This is a genomic window from Beijerinckia sp. L45 (genome assembly GCF_009765775.1).
Lineage (GTDB): Bacteria > Pseudomonadota > Alphaproteobacteria > Rhizobiales > Beijerinckiaceae > RH-AL1.
Window position 1 is genome coordinate 101,127 of sequence record NZ_LMUU01000107.1, and the last position, 18,568, is coordinate 119,694.

At 62.1% G+C, this 18,568-nt stretch carries 21 protein-coding genes; 9 read left to right on the forward strand and 12 right to left on the reverse strand.

Annotated elements, in window-relative coordinates; genetic code table 11:
- On the reverse strand, nucleotides 1-1,286 hold a 1,286-nt coding region (locus GSQ79_RS29470; protein WP_246725268.1), incomplete at its 3' end, for a leucine--tRNA ligase.
- Nucleotides 1,287-1,532: 246 nt separating this feature from the next.
- On the opposite strand from GSQ79_RS29470, the gene GSQ79_RS11560 reads away from it, so the two are divergent.
- The gene (locus GSQ79_RS11560; RefSeq protein WP_158808859.1) at nucleotides 1,533-3,122 is read left to right on the forward strand and encodes a reverse transcriptase domain-containing protein; all 1,590 of its coding nucleotides are present in this window, start codon (nucleotides 1,533-1,535) and stop codon (nucleotides 3,120-3,122) included.
- Nucleotides 3,123-3,187: 65 nt separating this feature from the next.
- On the opposite strand, the gene GSQ79_RS11565 is transcribed toward GSQ79_RS11560, so the two are convergent.
- From GSQ79_RS11565 to GSQ79_RS11580, 4 genes are all read right to left on the reverse strand, one after another.
- On the reverse strand, nucleotides 3,188-3,475 hold the full coding sequence (locus GSQ79_RS11565; protein ID WP_158808860.1) for a hypothetical protein: 288 nt from the start codon (nucleotides 3,473-3,475) through the stop codon (nucleotides 3,188-3,190).
- Between the two features lie 81 nt (nucleotides 3,476-3,556).
- On the reverse strand, nucleotides 3,557-4,963 hold the full coding sequence (gene fumC / locus GSQ79_RS11570; RefSeq protein ID WP_158808861.1) for a class II fumarate hydratase: 1,407 nt from the start codon (nucleotides 4,961-4,963) through the stop codon (nucleotides 3,557-3,559).
- A gap of 85 nt (nucleotides 4,964-5,048) precedes the next feature.
- Nucleotides 5,049-5,606 carry a sigma-70 family RNA polymerase sigma factor gene (locus tag GSQ79_RS11575; protein ID WP_158808862.1) on the reverse strand — a complete coding sequence of 186 codons (558 nt, stop codon included), beginning with the start codon at nucleotides 5,604-5,606 and terminating at the stop codon, nucleotides 5,049-5,051.
- A 59-nt stretch (nucleotides 5,607-5,665) separates the two neighbouring features.
- On the reverse strand, nucleotides 5,666-5,845 hold the full coding sequence (locus tag GSQ79_RS11580; RefSeq protein WP_158808863.1) for a NepR family anti-sigma factor: 180 nt from the start codon (nucleotides 5,843-5,845) through the stop codon (nucleotides 5,666-5,668).
- Nucleotides 5,846-6,169: 324 nt separating this feature from the next.
- On the opposite strand from GSQ79_RS11580, the gene GSQ79_RS11585 reads away from it, so the two are divergent.
- Nucleotides 6,170-6,985 carry a response regulator gene (locus GSQ79_RS11585; RefSeq protein WP_158808864.1) on the forward strand — a complete coding sequence of 272 codons (816 nt, stop codon included), beginning with the start codon at nucleotides 6,170-6,172 and terminating at the stop codon, nucleotides 6,983-6,985.
- Between the two features lie 230 nt (nucleotides 6,986-7,215).
- Here GSQ79_RS11585 and GSQ79_RS11590 read toward each other — a convergent pair whose 3' ends face one another.
- Nucleotides 7,216-8,238, reverse strand: a complete 1,023-nt coding sequence (locus tag GSQ79_RS11590) for a DUF2125 domain-containing protein (protein ID WP_158808865.1) — start codon at nucleotides 8,236-8,238, stop codon at nucleotides 7,216-7,218.
- 123 nt (nucleotides 8,239-8,361) lie between these two features.
- Between GSQ79_RS11590 and GSQ79_RS11595 the strand changes: the two genes are divergently transcribed.
- Nucleotides 8,362-8,889: a gamma-glutamylcyclotransferase gene (locus tag GSQ79_RS11595; protein ID WP_158808866.1), complete on the forward strand. Its 528-nt coding sequence runs from the start codon at nucleotides 8,362-8,364 to the stop codon at nucleotides 8,887-8,889.
- Nucleotides 8,890-9,063: 174 nt separating this feature from the next.
- Here GSQ79_RS11595 and GSQ79_RS11600 read toward each other — a convergent pair whose 3' ends face one another.
- Together GSQ79_RS11600 and GSQ79_RS11605 are read right to left on the reverse strand one after the other, a co-directional pair.
- A complete protein-coding gene (locus GSQ79_RS11600; RefSeq protein ID WP_158808867.1) occupies nucleotides 9,064-9,486 on the reverse strand; it encodes a hypothetical protein in 423 nt (140 codons plus the stop codon).
- Between the two features lie 57 nt (nucleotides 9,487-9,543).
- On the reverse strand, nucleotides 9,544-10,308 hold the full coding sequence (locus GSQ79_RS11605) for a 1-acyl-sn-glycerol-3-phosphate acyltransferase (protein ID WP_158808868.1): 765 nt from the start codon (nucleotides 10,306-10,308) through the stop codon (nucleotides 9,544-9,546).
- Between the two features lie 328 nt (nucleotides 10,309-10,636).
- On the opposite strand from GSQ79_RS11605, the gene GSQ79_RS11610 reads away from it, so the two are divergent.
- Together GSQ79_RS11610 and GSQ79_RS11615 are read left to right on the forward strand one after the other, a co-directional pair.
- Nucleotides 10,637-11,215, forward strand: coding sequence for a YqaA family protein (locus GSQ79_RS11610; protein ID WP_158808920.1), 579 nt, complete (start codon nucleotides 10,637-10,639; stop codon nucleotides 11,213-11,215).
- Nucleotide 11,216: 1 nt separating this feature from the next.
- The gene (locus tag GSQ79_RS11615) at nucleotides 11,217-11,729 is read left to right on the forward strand and encodes a disulfide bond formation protein B (RefSeq protein ID WP_368669938.1); all 513 of its coding nucleotides are present in this window, start codon (nucleotides 11,217-11,219) and stop codon (nucleotides 11,727-11,729) included.
- A 143-nt stretch (nucleotides 11,730-11,872) separates the two neighbouring features.
- Here the strand turns inward: GSQ79_RS11615 and GSQ79_RS11620 are convergent, their stop codons facing one another.
- On the reverse strand, nucleotides 11,873-12,124 hold the full coding sequence (locus tag GSQ79_RS11620) for a type II toxin-antitoxin system ParD family antitoxin (RefSeq protein WP_158808869.1): 252 nt from the start codon (nucleotides 12,122-12,124) through the stop codon (nucleotides 11,873-11,875).
- Between the two features lie 143 nt (nucleotides 12,125-12,267).
- Here GSQ79_RS11620 and ychF point away from each other — a divergent pair, with 143 nt between their 5' ends.
- The 3 genes from ychF (at nucleotide 12,268) to GSQ79_RS11635 (ending at nucleotide 15,564) form a co-directional block, all read left to right on the forward strand.
- Nucleotides 12,268-13,365, forward strand: coding sequence for a redox-regulated ATPase YchF (ychF, locus tag GSQ79_RS11625; protein WP_158808870.1), 1,098 nt, complete (start codon nucleotides 12,268-12,270; stop codon nucleotides 13,363-13,365).
- An 11-nt stretch (nucleotides 13,366-13,376) separates the two neighbouring features.
- The gene (locus tag GSQ79_RS11630) at nucleotides 13,377-14,381 is read left to right on the forward strand and encodes a MaoC/PaaZ C-terminal domain-containing protein (protein WP_158808871.1); all 1,005 of its coding nucleotides are present in this window, start codon (nucleotides 13,377-13,379) and stop codon (nucleotides 14,379-14,381) included.
- A gap of 364 nt (nucleotides 14,382-14,745) precedes the next feature.
- Nucleotides 14,746-15,564 carry an alpha/beta fold hydrolase gene (locus GSQ79_RS11635; RefSeq protein WP_158808872.1) on the forward strand — a complete coding sequence of 273 codons (819 nt, stop codon included), beginning with the start codon at nucleotides 14,746-14,748 and terminating at the stop codon, nucleotides 15,562-15,564.
- Between the two features lie 66 nt (nucleotides 15,565-15,630).
- Here GSQ79_RS11635 and GSQ79_RS11640 read toward each other — a convergent pair whose 3' ends face one another.
- The 3 genes from GSQ79_RS11640 to GSQ79_RS11650 all read right to left on the reverse strand — a co-directional run bounded on the left by GSQ79_RS11640 (nucleotide 15,631) and on the right by GSQ79_RS11650 (nucleotide 17,155).
- Nucleotides 15,631-16,425 (reverse strand): DUF2189 domain-containing protein, encoded by a 795-nt coding sequence (locus tag GSQ79_RS11640; RefSeq protein WP_158808873.1) that lies wholly within the window; start codon nucleotides 16,423-16,425, stop codon nucleotides 15,631-15,633.
- 163 nt (nucleotides 16,426-16,588) lie between these two features.
- Nucleotides 16,589-16,837 (reverse strand): hypothetical protein, encoded by a 249-nt coding sequence (locus tag GSQ79_RS11645; RefSeq protein ID WP_158808874.1) that lies wholly within the window; start codon nucleotides 16,835-16,837, stop codon nucleotides 16,589-16,591.
- A gap of 12 nt (nucleotides 16,838-16,849) precedes the next feature.
- Complete coding sequence (locus GSQ79_RS11650; protein ID WP_158808875.1) at nucleotides 16,850-17,155, reverse strand: hypothetical protein; 306 nt, start codon at nucleotides 17,153-17,155, stop codon at nucleotides 16,850-16,852.
- A gap of 175 nt (nucleotides 17,156-17,330) precedes the next feature.
- Here GSQ79_RS11650 and carA point away from each other — a divergent pair, with 175 nt between their 5' ends.
- Nucleotides 17,331-18,554 (forward strand): glutamine-hydrolyzing carbamoyl-phosphate synthase small subunit, encoded by a 1,224-nt coding sequence (gene carA / locus GSQ79_RS11655; protein ID WP_158808876.1) that lies wholly within the window; start codon nucleotides 17,331-17,333, stop codon nucleotides 18,552-18,554.
- Nucleotides 18,555-18,568: the final 14 nt, after the last annotated feature.

Sequence of the window (18,568 nt, forward strand, 5' to 3'; positions counted from 1 at the left end):
AGGCGAAAGTTGACCTGGCGCTTTCCGACCGGGCGGTTCCCTAAGCTCGCGACTTCGAGACGCTTGGCGACCTCGGCCTTGGCCGCCTCGATGGTCATGCCATCGAGGAAGCGCGAGTTGATGATTTTACCCTCGCCGTCGTAAGCGACGTCGGTGACCACGAAGGTGGCGGGATCGGCATCGGGCGGGCAGACCACGGGCGTATTGCCGAGGCCATACTTGTTGGCAAAGTCGAGATCGCGCTGGTCGTGCGCCGGGCAACCGAAGATGGCGCCGGTGCCGTAGTCCATCAGCACGAAGTTGGCGACATAGACCGGCAGCTGCCACGTCGCGTCGAACGGGTGGGCGACGGTGAGGCCGGTATCGTAGCCGCGCTTTTCCGCCGTCTCGACCGCCGCCGCCGACGTGCCGCTGCGCCGGCACTCGGCGATGAAGTCGGTCAGATCAGGGTTGCCCTCGGCGGCGGCCAGCGCTATCGGATGATCGGCGGCGATCGCCAAAAACTTGGCGCCGAACAGCGTGTCCGGCCGGGTCGTATAGACCTCGACCTCAGTGGTGCCGAACGCGTTGGCGGCAAGCGCGAAACGGACCATCTGGCCTTCCGACCGGCCGATCCAGTTGCGCTGCATCACCTTGACCTTCTCGGGCCAGCGATCGAGCGTGTCGAGGCCGGCCAGCAGGTCTTCCGCGAACAGGCCGATGCGGAAGAACCATTGCGTCAGTTCGCGCTGCTCGACGAGCGCGCCGGAGCGCCAGCCGCGGCCGTCGATCACCTGCTCGTTGGCGAGCACGGTGTGGTCGACGGGATCCCAGTTCACCTTGGCCTGCTTGCGGTCGACAAGGCCCTTGGCGAGGAAGTCGAGGAACAGGCGCTGCTGATGCTTGTAATAGCTGGGGTCGCAGGTCGCGACCTCGCGCGACCAGTCGAGCGACAGGCCCATGGACTGCAGCTGCGTCCGCATCGTTGCGATGTTCTTATAAGTCCAGGTCGCGGGGTGGCTGGCATTGTCGCGCGCGGCGTTCTCCGCCGGCATGCCGAAGGCGTCCCACCCCATCGGATGCAGCACGTCGAAGCCCTTGGCCCGCTTGTAGCGCGCCACCACGTCGCCCATCGCGTAGTTGCGCACATGGCCCATGTGGATGCGGCCGCTGGGATAGGGAAACATCTCCAGCACGTAATATTTGGGGCCGGTGCCGCTATTGCCGGTGCGAAAAATCCCGCGCTCGTCCCAGATTTTTTGCCACTTGGGCTCGGCCTCGCGGGCGTTGTAGCGTTCGGTGGTCATGATGCTTTCGGTGAATTGACGCGTCTGTCTCTTTGTCGGCGGAGACAGCATGAATTTGGGTTAGGAGCAAATTTAACGGAGCACTCTGCGAATTCTCGCAAACGGCTGAACGGCCACTTGCCTGCTGCGAAAGCGCATGTCACGGTGAAGTATGGCCAAGAGGTCTAGCAGAGCCGACGAAATACCTGGTATGGCAATACCAACGCCGGGGCGGGTTTAGGCCTGCCTTGAACACAGCCTTTTGCTGTGGAAAACCCTTACTCTATGTCGGCTCTGCGGCCTGTCATGGGGATTAAATTGCAAAGCAAAATTAAGAGAGCAATTAGATTTAGGGCCGTAAAATTATTAAAGAAAAGAACAGCGATAGAAGCAAAAGCAGCCGAATATAGGAAGAAGTTTAGCAAGCGCACTGGCTTACCTGCGGGTCTGCCGAAACCGAAAACATATCCTGTTTTAGATAATCAATTCGAACCTATATATTGCTTGAAGAGGTCCTCACAAATTGCAAGAGGCATATGGCGATCCTCTTTACGCAAAAAATACACCGCGAAGGCAGCGCTCTTACATCGAATTCCAAAGCCCGGAGCTTTACAAAAACGTGAAATTATGGAGTTTTCGGTTCCAGATGCAGCGTTTGCTACTGTTCTGAATAATTTACTGCTAAAAAGAAATTTAAAGCGCTTTTCAGGCAACCCGTTTGCATATCGTCCAGACCGCAATCAATTCGACGCAATTATAAATCTGAAGCAATATCTTAGAAGCGACAAGATATTTGTTATACAATTTGACTTCAAAAATTATTTTGATACTATACCCCACGCTTACATAAAGCGCCTTCTTGATAATTACGGCATTATAAGCATATCTGAAGCTGAAAAACGAGTAATAGATGCTTTTTTAATTCATAAATTTGCGACCCGTAAAAAATATATTTTGGGCAGTTTTTCGCAGAAAAAAGAGATTGGAACGCCACAGGGTTCGAGCGTTTCTTTATTTTTGGCAAATTTAGCTAATGACGCTTTAGCCAAAAGGATAGAAGGCGTCAACGGTCAATTTGTTCGCTATGCGGATGACGTTGTTGCAATCGCTAATACCTATGAAGACGCTATTAAGATAGAGCAGTGCTTTCACGAACATTGCAATGATACTGGATTAGAGATCAATTTTGAGAAGTCCGACGGAATACGTTTGCTGTCTCAGAAAGCGCAGAATGAGATCTCAACCATCCAAAAATTTAAGTTTCTTGGATATGATTTTAGCCAAAAGGGCTGCGCAATATCCGATAAGGCGATTGAAAAAATTAAGTCGAAGATATCTCGTTTGATTCAAATATACCTAATTCAATACGTACATAAACATAACTTTAATCATAATAGAACGCTGCCCTCGTCGTCTTTGCCATTTTTTGACTGGGATTTGATGGGTCTTGTTTCCGAAATACGCAACTATTTATACGGGGGCTGCAGTGAGGATTTAATTTACTCTCTGCTTTCAGAGGGCAAACGGATCCCTCCTATGAGAGGTCTCATGAGTTTTTATGCACTAGTTGACTCTAAAGACGAATTGATGACGCTCGACGGCTGGATGGTCAACACTCTCAGATGCGCCTTAAACAAGAGAAGACTTATTTTCTCTGGAAAGTACTCCGTGATATATCCGCGGTTTTCGAACAAGTCTCTTATTCTAGGCTCTTGGTACGACCCCGCATGGAACAAGACTAAGTTTATTCCCGACCCGCGGCTCCCTAGCTTTGTAAGGGGCTGGCGCGCAGCTCAGAAATACTATCTTACGTTCGGATTGAGCGAGGCGGCGCCTCCGCCCTACTCCGGCTACTGATCGATTGAAAAAGCGTAACGCCCGCGTCATGAGATAAGCTCACCCGGTGTGCCAGGAAGCGACGATTACAGCCGATGCTTCGCCCAGACGGCGCGGACCTCCGCATCAGTCGCGAATTCGCCTCGCTCAGCCTGGGTTAGAGACTCCATAAATGAAGCTTCTTCGTCGACCGTCATAGAGAGCGGCTGCGCGTCGGCAGCAAGCGGTATCGTGGGTTCAACTGCAGCGGACCTGACCACTGCAGCGGTCTTGAAGAAGTCCACGTCGAGCTCTGGGATATAGCTGTCGATTTCAGAGCCGGGCCGTTCGGCCAAGGCCTTCAACGCCACCAATCTTTCTTCGGAAACGCTCATTCTTGACCCCTCCCCGACGCCCTCATCCGACCTCGCTCCGCGAGGCCACCTTCTCCCGCTTTGCGGGAGAAGGGAAGCACTTCAGTGCGGCGCGAGCATCGTGTCGGCGCGGACGATCGAATCGAATTCCTCGCCCGTCACGAACCCAAGCGCCAGGGCCTCTTCGCGCAAAGTCGTGCCGTTGTGATGCGCCTGCTTCGCCACCTTGGCGGCATTGTCGTAGCCGATTTTTGGGGCCAACGCGGTCACCAGCATCAGCGAACGGCTCAACAGTTCGCCGATGACCTTGGTGTTGGCCTGGAGCCCCTCGACGAGGTTCTTGCGAAAACTGTCGGAAACGTCGGCGAGCAGCCGGACGCTTTCGAGATAGGCGAAGGCGATCACCGGCTTCATCACGTTGAGCTCGAAATGGCCCTGGCTCGCGGAAAACGCCACCGTGGTCTCGTTGCCGAAGACGCGGGCGCAGACCATCGTCATCGCCTCGACCTGGGTCGGGTTCACCTTGCCCGGCATGATGGAAGAACCCGGCTCATTCTCCGGCAGCAGAAGCTCGCCGATGCCGGAGCGCGGGCCAGAACCCGCAAGGCGAATGTCGCTGGAAATCTTGTAGAGCGCCGCGGCAAGCGCGTTCAGCGCGCCATGGGCGAAGCACAGCGCGTCATGCGTGGCGAGCGCCTCGAACTTGTTTGGTGCCGTCTCGAACGGCAGGCCCGTATAGTCGGCGATCTTCTTCGCGAAGGCGGTATCGAACCCCTTCTTGCTGTTGAGGCCGGTGCCGACGGCGGTGCCGCCCTGCGCAAGTTGCAACAGGCCCGGCAGCGTCATCTTGATCCGCGCCTCGGCATTGGCGATCTGCGCGATGTAGCCGGAAAATTCCTGGCCAAGCGTCACCGGCGTCGCGTCCTGCAGATGGGTGCGGCCGATCTTGATGATGTGGTCGAAGGCCTCGGCCTTGACCTGCAGCGCGGCGCGTAGGCGCTCCAGCGCCGGCAGCAAGGCATGCGTGACCTCAAGCACCGCGGCGATATGCATGGCGGTGGGGAAACTGTCGTTCGACGACTGGCCGCGGTTGACGTGATCGTTGGGGTGCACTGGCTTCTTGGTGCCGAGCGGCTGGCCGAGCTTTTCGTTGGCCCGGTTCGAGATCACCTCGTTGACGTTCATGTTGGACTGGGTGCCCGAGCCCGTCTGCCAGACCACCAGCGGAAAATGATCGTCGAGCAGGCCGTCCTCGATCTCGCGCGCCGCTTCGACGATGGCGTCTGCGAGATGAGACTCGAGGTCGCCCTGGGCGTGGTTCACCTCGGCGGCGGCGCGCTTCACCATCGCCAGCGCATGGACGACGGGGAGCGGCATGGTCTGGCCGCCGATATCGAAATTTTCCCGCGAGCGCTGGGTCTGTGCGCCCCAGTAGCGGTCGGCCGCAACGTCGATCGGGCCAAAACTGTCGGTTTCCGCGCGCGTCGCGCTAGCGGTGGTCTCGCTCATGGAAATGTCCTGTGATCCGTGGCAATTCCACAGCGTCTTACCGCTCTCTTTCCGTCCGGGAAAGAGAGCGGTTGGCTTGGGCGGCTCAGTCGCTGCCGGTGCGCGAAAAACGCTGGCCGAGGAAGATCGGATCGATCGCCTGCCAGTCGCCCTCGTTGCCGAACTCGCCGCTGGATTTCAACGACAGCATCTCGGCCAGGCGATTGCGCGCCCGGTTGACGCGGCTCTTCATCGTCCCGACGGCGCAATTACAGACGCCGGCGGCTTCCTCATACGAAAGACCCGACGCGCCGATCAGGACCAGCGCCTCGCGCTGGTCGGTCGGTAGGCGCTGCAGGGCCTCGCGAAAATCGAGGAAGTCCATGTGGCCGTGCTGCGCCGGCGCCGCGGCGAGCTTGGCGGCGATCGCCCCATCGGTATCAGCCACTTCGCGCCGACGCTTCCGATACTCGGAATAGTAGATGTTGCGCAGAATGGTGAAGAGCCACGCCGGCAGGTTGGTCCCCTCGACGAAAGACCCCAGATTGCTCCAGGCCTTGACCAGCGTTTCCTGCACGAGATCGTCGGCGCGGTCGGGATTGCCGCAGAGCGACACGGCGAACGCACGCAGGTTCGGGATGACGGCGATGAGATCGGCCTTCATCTGAGCGCTTGCGGGGGGCCTTGGTGCTGGGACAGGCGGTGTAACGACGGGTTCACCGGTCACTTGGCTGCCTTCTTTTCACTCTGTCGCGGAAGCGTATCGAGATCCTTTAGGAGGTCGAGAAAACGGTCGGGCACGGGCTGCGCCAGAACGTCATTGTACACGGAACGCAACTGCCGCCCGATCTGGTCGGATATCTCCGGCTTGGCGGTCGTTTTTTTGACACGAAGAGACGACAAAGGGCTTACCTCAAAGTGTTGCTGGCGTCGTGCGACGACGCGGGTCTTGCATGCGAATGTGAGACGAGGTCATAAGCAATCCGCTGGCCGCCTCGAAGGCGGGACCGCAGTGGTCGTTCTGGCACCGAAATGGAAATCAATTCTTTTCGGTCTCTACGTTGGATCTCAGGCTATGACGGCGATGCGCGTTGCACGCGCTGGCTTGTTAATGCGGCACTTTAGAATTCGTTCCGTGCAGACGGAACTTTTCTTCGATGTCCGCGTTATGCTGCTTAGCTTGAGCTTGTGCTGCAGAGTGCCGGAAGTGTTGAGAGGAATACGTTAATGTCTGTTTCCCAAGCGATCGCCTCTCATATTCCCTATCTGCGCCGGTTTTCCCGCGCCTTGACGGGCAACCAGTCCGGCGGCGACGCCTATGTCCTGGCGACCCTCGAGGCGATCGTCGCCGATCCCAGCGGGTTCGATGCCGGACACGACGTGCGCGCCTCGCTCTATCGCGCGTTCCTCAAGGTCTGGGGCTCCATGCCGGTCAACGCGCATGTCGACCAACCCGACCTCTCCTCCGATGAACACGGCGCCCGCCGCAACCTCGAAGCCATCTCGCTGCGCCCCCGCATCGCCTTTCTTCTCAGCTCATTGGAAGGTTTTGATACGGCGGAAGTTGGACGGGTGCTTGAATGCCCTGTCGAGCAGGCCGCCTCGCTCATCGACGCTGCGGGCAAGGAAATCGCCCATCAGATCCGCACCGACGTGTTGATCATTGAGGACGAGCCGTTCATCGCGCTCGACCTGCAGACCCTCGTCGAAGAGCTCGGCCACCGCGTGGTCAACGTCGCCCGCACCCATCACGAAGCGGTGGAAGCGGTCAGCAAGGAACGCCCGGGCCTAATTCTCGCCGACATCCAGCTCGCCGACGGCAGCTCGGGCCTCGAAGCGGTCAATCAGATCCTCGACACCTTCTCGGTGCCCGTGATCTTCATCACCGCCTATCCCGAGCGCTTCCTCACGGGCGCGCCGCCCGAGCCGGCCTTTCTCATCACCAAGCCGTTCGGCGTCGACAGCCTGAAAGCCGTGATCAGCCAGGCACTGTTCTTCGACCGCCGCTCGCACCGCAAGGAAGAAGCGGAAAGCGTCGGCTGATTTTTTCGCCGGCACTATTCAGCATCTAAGGAAAAGCCGGTCAGCCTCCTGACCGGCTTTTCCTTTGTACAGCGCAGCGCCCCGAAATCGCGGCCGACCTGCCTTGACGCGTCTTCGAGGGGGCAGTGACGTAATCCAGGGCTGCTGCGTCAGGCGAGGGCGCTCAAACTGCCTGGATTGCTTCGCTGCGCTCGCAACGACAGCATGCAGAGCAACAGCAATCCGATGCCCTAGTACAGCGGCGACAGGGCGACGGGGGTCACTACCGGACCGACGCCGAGGCGACCGTTGCGGAAGACGATGGGCAGGCTGATCGCGTCGGGACCCGCCGGCTTGGATCCCGCATCATGCTTGCCGAACAGGCTGTTGAGAATCGAGCCGGCCGCGGCGAGGTTCGGGTTGATCCCGTAGCGGCGCAGGATCGGCCCGGCGCCGGTAAAACTCGCGTCGAGCTTGCCCTCGATGCGGTGCGCGTCGTCGAGGTGAAGCGGGCCGCTGGCGTCGACGCGGCTCGGACCGCGGGCCAATTGCGCCGAAGCGAAGGTGATCGCGCCACCACGCTGCCGCCAGCGTTCGATCAGCGCCGCCGGGGAAGGCGCGTCTTCGAGATCGGCATGAGTGACGCGGCCGGTCAGGGTGAGTTCGGCGGGCTGCACGCCGCCCAGGACATCGTCGAGCACCGGCACGCCGGCGCCGCCGACCGCAATCGTGAAATCGACCGCGGGATCGGCCGTTCCAGATGACGCCGCCAGGGTCACGTCGGCCTTGGCCGCGCGCGTGGCCTGTGCGCCCAGAGCGCCGAATCGTCCCTGAACGACGATGTCGGTGCCGCTCGCCGCCCCGGCATTCAGCTGCGTCGTCAGGCCGTCGAGATCGACGCTCATCCGCGACCAGGTAACGGAGAAGTCGGTCTGCCCACCAGCGGTGCGATAGACGAAGGGCGGGGCCAGCGTCAGGGTGGCGTGGCTCGGGCTGGCCAGGGAAGCCCGCATCGTCAGGCCGGCGAGCGAGCCGACGGCCTGTTCGCCGAGCATGGGGCCGGCAAAGCTCGGGAGATCGCAGGCCACATCCATCGCCAGGGGATAGCCGGTGACGGCGCGGTTCGGGCAGACCCAGCGGCGCCCCTGTGCGGCCTCCTGCGCCATCCAGGCCTCGAGCGAGCGTCCGGTTTCGCCCGCGGCGTAGAACCAGAACGCGGTCCAAGCACCCCCGATCAGCACGGCGAGAACGAGGAGGACTCCAAGGATACGCATAAATCTGCCTTTGACCGGGGACGGACGACGAGGCCATAACGGCGTTCGGCTCGAACGTCACCTTTGTCCGAGCGTCGCCGCCCTTTGGGCGTGGAACATGTCCCTTTCTTGTCCGGATCGCTGATGGAGAACGACCTCTGGGTTTTCGGTTACGGGTCGCTGATGTGGCGCCCCGGCTTCGATTATGAAGAGAAGCAGATTGCGGTCGTCCGTGGTTACCACCGGGCGCTTTGCGTCTATTCGCATGTGCATCGCGGCACGCCGGAGCGGCCCGGCCTGGTGCTCGGGCTCGACCGCGGCGGGTCCTGCAAGGGCATCGCCTTCCGAGTCGCCGAAAGCAAGGCGGCGGAGACGATTGCCTATCTGCGGGCCCGCGAACAGGTGACCATGGTGTATCGCGAGATCGTGCTGAAGGCGTCCACCGCCGATGGTCGTATCGTCAAGGCGGTGTCCTACGCCGTCGACCGAAGCCATCTGCAATATGCGGGGATGCTGGAGCTGCCCGATCTCGAGCGCTTCGTCGGACAAGGCATCGGTGTTTCCGGGGCCAATCCCGACTACGTCCGCAGCACCTACGAGCACATGGCCGGGCTTGGCATTGCCGACGCGACGTTGAAGGCGCTGACGCAGCGGTTTTCCGCCGCCCTCTGATGATGCGCCCTCTGATGATGCCGGGGGCCTGCACGGGACCTTAGAGCATCGGACGCAAAAGTTGCAGACTTTTGCGTGCGATCCGATGCTCTAAGTCTTTGAAAGATGCTCTAGGTCTTTGAAAAGAGAGCGACGGCTTATCGCTTAAGTAAGTCCCCTTAAGCGGCCGGCGCTCTAGGCGACGCTCGCCACCCGCTGGCTGGTCCCGAGATCGGCCAGCACCGCAGCACGCGCGGCGCGGTCCGGGGCCAGGAGATGCACATGCCATTCGTCGGCGCCCGGATGCAGCCGCGCCACAGCGTGCGCCCAGTCGCTGTCGCGTTCGATCGTCACCAACCCGACCATGGCGCGGCGAGCGCCATGGCGCGCCACGGCGATGAGAACGGCCGGGCCCAGGTCCGGCAGGCCGGATGCCGGATCATCATGATCGATCGAATAAACGGTCGCGGTGTAGCGCTGGCCCGAACGCCCGTGCCAGCGGTGAAACCGCACGGCCATGGCATCATCCAGCAGACTGGCGAGCGGCGCCTCGCGGACCGTCGTGCCAACGAAGCCCGCAAGAGAACGGACTCGGAATTCTACGTCCACGATCTGCATGATCCATGCTCCACCCTAGGAACAAGACTAGAACAAACACAAAACATGTCAAGTCATTCAGGCGGCAGCGGCATCAACCTTTTGGCTAAACATGAGCCCGGGGTTGGCCCGGAGCGCCTCGTTCACGAGCGCGTCGGTCGCCGGCTCGATCGCGGTTTCGAGCGCTTGAATAAACTGGCGCTTGTCGAGGCCCGGCTTGATCGGCGGCAGGAATTCGATGACGACGGTGCCCGGCGGGCGCAGCATGCTGCGGCGCGGCCAGAACAGGCCGGCATTGAGCGCGACCGGCGTGCACGGCACCGCGCAATCCGCGCAGAGAATCGCGACACCCGTCTTGTAGGCCGGCGCCGCCCCGATCGGCTTGCGTGTCCCCTCGGGGAAAATCACCACCTGCCGCCCGAGCGCCAGCTTTTCCCGCACCGCCTTTTGCAGCTGTGCCAGGGTGCCGCTGCCTTTGGCGCGATCGATGGCGATCTGGTCGCTCGCCTTCAGCCACCAGCCGAAGAAGGGGATCGCGATCAGCTCTTTCTTGAGGATGTAGGTGAAGTCGGAAAGCACCGCGATGAGGGCGATCGTCTCAAGAAACGACTGATGCTTGGGCGCGATGATCGCGGCGCCTTTGGGGAGATTGTGGAGCCCGCGAAACTCCACCTTGGTGCCGCAGATCGTGGCGAGCAGCCAGAGCGACACCCGCGCCCAGAGCCTCACGACGATCAGAACGCTCCCGCGCGAGATGATCATGGTCGGCAGGCCGATGATCATCAGGAGGATGAAAGACAGGTAGAAGGCGACGTTGAAAACGAGGGATCGGATCAGGATCATACAGTCTCGGCCATTGGGTCGCGTCCTCGACAAAAATCTTAACATTTCGCCCGACGACGGAGCCGCGGCCAAGGGATCGTAGCATTGAGAAGGCGGCACGTCGATTTCCGCGCGGCAAGACGGTGGCGAAGCGAGGGCAAGCATGGCAAGGAAGCCGCCAACCGCCGTCCGTTCGCCCAGATCCGCGGACCATCTTTCAGCCCTACCCGCATGGTCCAAGCCTGATGGTGAATGCCGAGCGCCCTTTCGAGAGCAGGATGCGATGAGCGACCCAAGCCAAGCCGCCCCGCTGACCGCCGTACCGGGACAGCCCGTCGCCGAAGGGCCGATGAAGCGGCTCTACCATTGGACGCTGCGGCTCGCGGAAAAGCCCTACGCCCCCTGGGCGCTCGGCATCATCGCTTTTGCCGAAAGTTCGTTCTTCCCGGTGCCGCCGGACGTGATTCTCGTGCCGATGTCGTTGGCGCGACCCAATCGTGCCTGGCTTTACGCCTTGATCTGCACGATCGGCTCGGTGCTCGGCGCCCTGCTCGGTTATGCCATCGGCGCGGTGCTGTTCGAGACGATCGGCAAGTGGCTGATTCATCTCTACGGCTACGACACAAAGGTGGCCGACCTCCGCACCTTCTTCAACAGCTGGGGTTGGGCCTTCATTCTGGTGAAGGGGCTGACCCCGATCCCCTTCAAGCTGGTGACGATTTTTTGCGGTCTCGTCACCTACAACCTGCCGCTCTTCGTCCTTCTCTGCTTCATCACCCGTGGCGCGCGCTTCTTCCTGCTGGCGCTGCTGCTCAACACCTTTGGCGAGACGATCAAGCGCTACCTCGAGCGATTCTTCGGCGTGTTCATGGTGGCCCTCGTGCTGATCGTGCTGGTCGGCTTCTACGTCGCCGCGAAGATCATCTGACATGAGTATGGAAGCCGTCGCTCTCGACCGCCGCATCACGCCGCTGATCCTGGCCTTCGTCGTCGTGGGTCTCGCGGTGGCGACCATCGGCGGCGCCTTCGCCTTCCAGGCCGCCGGCATTCTGCCGTGCGAACTCTGCCTGAAGGAACGCCTGCCCTACTACGCCGGCATGGTTTTGGGCGCGTTGACGATCCTTGTGGCGTGGCGCCGGCGCGGGGCCGTGCTGGTCGCGTGCTTCGCCCTGCTGGCGCTGCTGTTCCTCGGCAGCGCCGGGTTCGGCGCCTATCACGCCGGCGTCGAATGGGGCTTTTGGGCGGGCCCGAGCGACTGCACCGGCACCCTCGACCGCGCGGGTTCGATGGGCGATTTCATGAAGCAGTTGCAGACGGTCCATGTCGTGCGCTGCGACGCCGTGGCGATCCGGATTTTGGGGCTGTCGCTGGCGGGCTGGAATGCGGTGGTGTCACTGATGATCGCGGGCGTGGCCATATGGGGTATGCGGCGGGCGGTCTAAATTGAAGGCCGCAACCTTCGCTCCTCTCCCCCTTGCGGGGAGAGGTTGGGAGTGGGGGTCGAGCCGTTCTTCGCCAATAGAAGCAGGATGACGGACCCCCATCCCTAACCCTTCCCCGCAAGGGGGAAGGGAAATGCCCACTGTCACGCGTCGCCCAGATCCGCATTCAAGCGTTCGAAGACGCTTTCGCCATCGACCCCGTGCCCGGCTTGAAGCGAAGCTATACCGGCAGCAATGGCTCGCCGGACCTCGTCCTTGTCCCACGTCTCAAGTCGGTCCCGCTCGCCCAAAAGGCGCAAGGCTTCACCCACCACTTCGCTCTCCGAGCCGAATTGGCCATTCCGCAGCTTGCGCCGCACGAGGTCTTCCAGGTCTGAGGTGAGATTGACGATCATCGCTCGTCTCCGGGCTTGAGAGGCAATGTAGGCTGGATAGGTGCCGATAAAAGCGATCGCCCCCCGCCAACCTTGCCGCGTGCCCCCTCGCGCGGTAACCAGCGCACATCCGTTTTCACGCGCACCTTCATCGAGAACACGCCATGGGCTTCAAATGCGGCATTGTCGGTCTGCCGAACGTCGGCAAATCGACCCTTTTCAATGCCTTGACGCAGACGGCGGCGGCGCAGGCGGCGAATTATCCCTTCTGTACCATCGAGCCCAACGTCGGTGACGTCGCGGTGCCGGACGATCGCCTCGAGACGCTGGCCGGCATCGCCGGGTCAAAGGAAATCATCCCGACGCGCCTGACCTTCGTCGACATCGCCGGGCTGGTGCGCGGCGCCTCGAAGGGCGAAGGCCTCGGCAACCAGTTCCTCGCTACTATCCGCGAGTGCGATGCCATCGCCCATGTCGTGCGCTGCTTCGTCGATGACGACATCACCCATGTCGACGGCAAGATCGCACCGATTTCGGATATCGAGACGATCGAGACCGAGCTGATGCTCGCCGATCTCGATTCCCTGGAAAAACGCCTGTTCAACCTGGAGAAGAAGGCCAAGGGCGGCGACAAGGAGGCCAAGGAGACGGTCGATCTGGTCAACCGCTGCCTTGTCCTGCTGCGCGAAGGCCAGCCGGCCCGGCTCGTCGCGGTGAAGCCGGAAGAGCGCAAGATCTTTTTGGGGCTCGGCCTGCTGTCGTCGAAGCCCGTTCTCTACGTCTGCAACGTCGAGGAAAGCTCGGCCGACAAGGGCAACGCCTTTTCCGAAGAGGTCGCCGCCCGCGCCAAGCTGGAGAACGCCGTGGCGGTGGTCGTCTCGGCGCGCATCGAGAGCGAGATCGCGGTGATGCCGCAGGACGAGCAGAAGGACTATCTCGACGCCGTCGGCCTCGCCGAGCCCGGCCTAAACCGCGTCATCCGCGCCGGCTACGACCTGCTCAACCTCATCACCTATTTCACCGTCGGCCCGAAGGAGGCTCGCGCCTGGACGATTTCGCAAGGCACCAAGGGCCCGGCGGCGGCCGGCGTGATTCATACCGACTTCGAAAAAGGCTACATCCGCGCCGAGACGGTCGGCTATGACGACTACGTCGCCAACAAGGGCGAAAGCGGTGCCCGCGATGCCGGCAAATTCCGCCTCGAAGGCAAGGACTACGTCGTCGCCGACGGCGACGTGCTGCATTTCCGCTTCGCCAATTGAAGGACGCCGGTTTGGCTGATCTGCGCTATTTCGAGGACATTGAGCCGGGCGAAAGCGTCCGCTCCGGCCCGGTCGCGGTCACCCGCGAAGCGATCCTCGCCTTCGCCCAGATCTATGATCCGCAGCCGTTCCACCTCGACGAAGCAGCGGCCAGCGATTCGCTGCTCGGCGGGCTTGCGGCCTCCGGCTGGCACACGACGGCGATGGGCATGCGGCTGTTCTACGAGGGCTTCGTCCGCCACGTCGCGTCGATGGGCGCGCCTGGGATCGACGAAGCGCGCTGGCTGCGGCCGGTGCGGCCGGGCGATCAGCTCAGCCTCGTGACCACCATCGTCGACAAGCGGGTCTCGGCGTCGCGCCCGGATCGCGGCTTTCTCGCCATCGCGCTCGATCTGCGCAACGGGGCCGACGACAGCGTCATGACGCAGCGTTTTTCCATGATCGTCCAGCGCCGCGGCACCGGGCATGCCGCAAGCGTCAGCGCCTATGTGCCGCCGCTTGCCACCGGATCATCCATTCCGCCGGCCGATCCGACGCTGACCGCCTTCTACGAGGACGCCGAAATCGGCCACGAGACGCAGCTCGGCAGCCAGCTGTTTACGCCGGAAGCGATCATCACCTTCGCGACAGCCTACGACCCGCAGTATTTCCACCTCGATGCCGAGGCGGCGAAGGCAAGCCACTTCGGCGGGCTGATCGCCTCGGGCTGGCAGACCGCCGCCTTCTGGATGAAGCATTATATCGCCGCCCGCACCCGCTCGACCGAAGCCCGCGAGTCCGCAAGGCTCTCCGCGGCGGTCGGCGGCCCGTCGCCCGGCTTCAACGACCTCAAATGGATCCGGCCGGTCCAAGCCGGCGATACCATCACCTATTCGCTGAAGGTGACGGGCAAGCGCCCGACATCGCGCGCCGGACAGGGCCTGATCCTGACGGAAAATACCGGGCGCACGGCGGACGGCACGCTCGTCTTCTCGTTCGAGGGGCGCCTGATCTGGCCGATGGCCGCCAAGGGCTAGGCGGCGTGGACAAATTCCGACTTCAGGAGCGCGTCCGATGAATCTCCACCCCGCTGTGGTGCCGATAAATTGCTCAGCATGTTTCGAAGAGCGGAAGGGGCCGACCGTTCGCCCTTCATATTGCTCTCTGATGCCGCGCCAGCGAGTGATGACTTACGCGGCTGATCGGAACGAAGGGACCATGTAGACCTTGCCAAACTGCCATTGTATTTTGTGTCGGCTCGTCGGCCGATGGCTTGTACTTCGGCCGGGTAATTCTCCACAATGCAGTTCGACGGCCATCCGCGACGACAGCCCCTTCTAGTCCACGCATGCATTTTCTTTCGCCAGCTGAATATTCAGCAGCACAAATGGGAGCGATGCAATGTCCACGATCACGACGGCAGACGGCGTAAACATCTACTTCAAGGATTGGGGATCGGGTCAACCGATCGTTTTTAGCCATGGTTGGCCGCTCACAGCGGACGACTGGGATGCCCAGATGACATTCTTCCTTCATCACGGGTATCGGGTGATCGCCCACGACCGGCGCGGCCACGGCCGGTCGGACCAGCCCAGCACCGGCAACGACATGGACCGCTGGGTTGCCGACCTCGCGGCCCTGACAGAACACCTCGACATGCGCGACGCGATCCATATCGGGCATTCGACGGGCGGCGGTGAGGTTGCTCGCTATGTCGCTCGCCACCAGGAGCGGGTCGCGAAGGCGGTGCTGGTCGCATCGCTGACGCCGAACATGTACCGGAGCGAAGATAACCCGGCCGGTCAACCGCCGGAGTGGTTCGAAGCGATCCGGGCAGGCGTGCTGGCCAACCGGTCGGAGTTTTACCGTTTCGTGCCTGAGAACCCTTTCTACGGCTTCAACCTCGATGGCGCGAAGCCTTCGGAGGCGATCATTGCGAACTGGTGGCGCCAAGGCATGGCCGGCGGTGCCCTCGCTCACTACGCGACGGTCGACTCATGGCTCGAAGATTATACCGAAGACCTCAAGAAGATTACTGTGCCGGTGCTGGTGATGCATGGCGAAGCTGATCAAGTCGTCCCGTTCGCAAGTTCAGTGCCGCGTGCGGTCGACCTGCTTAAGAACGGGTCGTTGAAAACGTATCCCGGCTATCCACATGGCATGCTCACCACGCATGCGGATGTCCTCAACCCCGACCTGCTCTCGTTCATCAAGTCGTGACTCGCTCTTTGCCCGCCTAGGCGCGCTTGAATGGCAACCGTGACTTGTGGCATTCGCCCACGTCGCCTAGGCCTCGACGAGCTTTCGATACAGGTGCCAGGTGGCGTGACCGAGCACCGGCAGCACGATAGCCAGGCCGACGAACAACGGGAGCGTTCCGACGATCAGCGCGGCCGCCACGATCAGGCCCCAGAGCGCCATGGTCATGGGATTGGCCGCCACGCAGCGCACCGACGTCGACAACGCGGTTACAAGACCTACCGGCTTGTCGACGAGCATCGGCAAAGAGACGACGCTGACCGTCAAGGCCAGGGCCGCGAAGACGGCGCCGGCCGCGTGCCCGACGATGATCAGCGCCCAGCCCGCCGGGGTCGCGACGAGATCGTCGAGGAACAGCATCACGGAGGTGGGAGCGGCGGGCCCCAGCGTGGCGTCGTAGATCACATGGGCCGCGGCCAGCCAGGCCACGAAAATCACCGCGAGCAACACACCCACCTCGAAGATCGCCCCGAGCGACGGGGCATGGCGCAGCGAGAACACCTGCCCCCAGGACGCATCGAGCCCCAGTTCGCGGCGACGGCTCAGCTCATACAAGCCGATGGCCGCGAAAGGACCAATCAGGGCAAATCCTGCCACCAGCGGGAAGAACAGCGGAATGAGGTCGCTCCGTGCCGTCATGCGCGCCATCAAAAGCCCGACGACGGGATAGATGATGCAGAGGAAGATCATGTGGCTCGGCTTGGCCGAAAAATCGGCGAAGCCCTGAGCCAGAGCATCGGACAAATCGGGCCAGCCGATCTTGCGGACGGTCGGGCGGACGACGGTATCGGACGAACGGGTGAGAACGGCGCTTTGGGGCATCATGCGTCTCCCTACAGCAGGACTGCTGTGAGCGACGGCTCCAAGGGCAAAACGTACGATCGGCCCGCGCTCAAAGACCGTGTGGCGGCCCTGCCCTAAAACGTGTGCCGTAGCGCGCGAAGAACAAGCACGGCATTCGAGGGATGCCGCTCCGTCAGGGCCTTCAATGGGACGCGTTTTGAACGATGGGCGCGGGTTCGGAGGAGGATGTCGCCGCCGGCGTCGCGCTCGGGCGCGGATTGTTCGGTGACCCGAGCGGCCCGACCTGCCCGTCGGCCATGGTGCGCCCGCTGTTGATCGCGTTCTGTGCCCCGCTGCCCCCAGCGCTGCCGCCGCCGCCAGCAGCCAGAGCCATGGTCGTTGCGCCGACGGCCAGCACCGCCATCATAAGGGGAAGACTCACAAGATCCATGGCGTGCTCCTGCTAATGGTCGGACAGACTGCGATCGACGCGATATTTGCGCTGGTTGATGCTGCGAACGAGATGCTGGTGGTGGTGATGTCCGACAATCGGGGCGTTGCCCTGGGCTGTCGCGCCGAGAATCTGCGGATAAGGATCGTCGGTGAGATGCTGCGGGCCGCCGAGGCGCTGCGGCTCGGGATCGAGCACCTGGGCGTTGCCGCCGACGGCGCCGGGATAGGGCGTCGCGATGAGCGACTGCCCCGCATATGCGGGAGCCGCGGCGGCCGCGATTGCCACGGCAAGCGAAAGTCTCACGATCGATTTCATGCCGTAAAAATCGTCGCCGAGGCGGAATGTTCCGTCGAGCGACGTCGCGTTTTCGTGTCTCGCGTTGACGTGATCCGCGCGACCTCCTAGCTATGAGGCATCACGCCTCCATCAGACCCTGACGCGCCCCCGGCTAGCCCTGGGCGAGGCTTGCGGACGGGCCAAAGGGATCATCATGACGACGGAAACGACGGAGCTGACCACCCAGGACACCGGTTGGGTCGCGCGAAAAGTCACGGCGCTGCTCGTGCTCGCCGACGGCACCGTCCTTGAAGGCGAAGGGTTCGGCGCCATCGGCGACAAGGTCGGCGAGGTCTGCTTCAACACCGCGATGACCGGCTACGAGGAGATCCTCACCGACCCCTCCTACGCCGGGCAGATCGTCACCTTCACCTTCCCGCATATCGGCAACGTCGGCGCCAACGACGAGGACATCGAGACCTCGAACCTGGCATCCGAGTCCGGCGTGCTCGGCGTGGTCGTCCATGCCTCGGTGACCGGCCCTTCGAATTTCCGCGCAACGTCCCGTTTCGACGATTGGCTGAAGCGGCGCGGCATGATCGGCCTGTCCGGCCTCGACACCCGGGCGCTGGTTGCCCTGATGCGTGACAAGGGCGTGCAGAACGCCGTCATCGCCCATGCCGAGGACGGCGTCTTCGACATCCCGGCGCTGAAGGCCAAGGCGGCGAACTACGCCGGCATGGTCGGCGCCGATCTCGTGCCCGAGGTCACCACGGCGCAGCGCTTCGACTGGGACGAGACGGTCTGGTCGCTCGGCAACGGCTTCGGCCGCCAGGAATCGCCGCGCTACAAGGTCGTGGCGATCGACTACGGCATCAAGCGCAACATTTTACGCCTGCTCGCCGAGGCCGGCTGCGCCGTCACCGTGGTGCCCTCGACCGCCACCGCCGACGAGATCATGGCGCTCAAACCCGACGGCGTGTTCCTGTCCAACGGCCCCGGCGATCCCGCCGCGACCGGCGACTATGCGGTGCCGGTCATCAAGGATCTTCTCGAGCTGAAAGTGCCGACCTTCGGCATCTGCCTCGGCCATCAGCTGATGGCGCTGGCGATCGGCGCCAAGACCGAAAAGATGCACCAGGGCCACCACGGCGCCAACCATCCGGTGATGGATTATACCACCGACAAGGTCGAGATCGTCTCGATGAACCATGGCTTTGCGGTATCGGGCGCCAGCCTGCCGGCCAATGCCCGCGAAACGCACAAGAGCTTGTTCGACGGTTCGAACTGTGGCCTGGAGCTGATCGACCGCCCGGCCTTCTCCGTGCAGCACCATCCCGAGGCCTCGCCCGGCCCGCGCGACAGCCACTATTTGTTCAAGCGCTTCACCGAGCTGATGGACGGCAACAAGAGCCTTGGCGTGATCGCCTCGGTCTAGCCCGCGCCGCCATG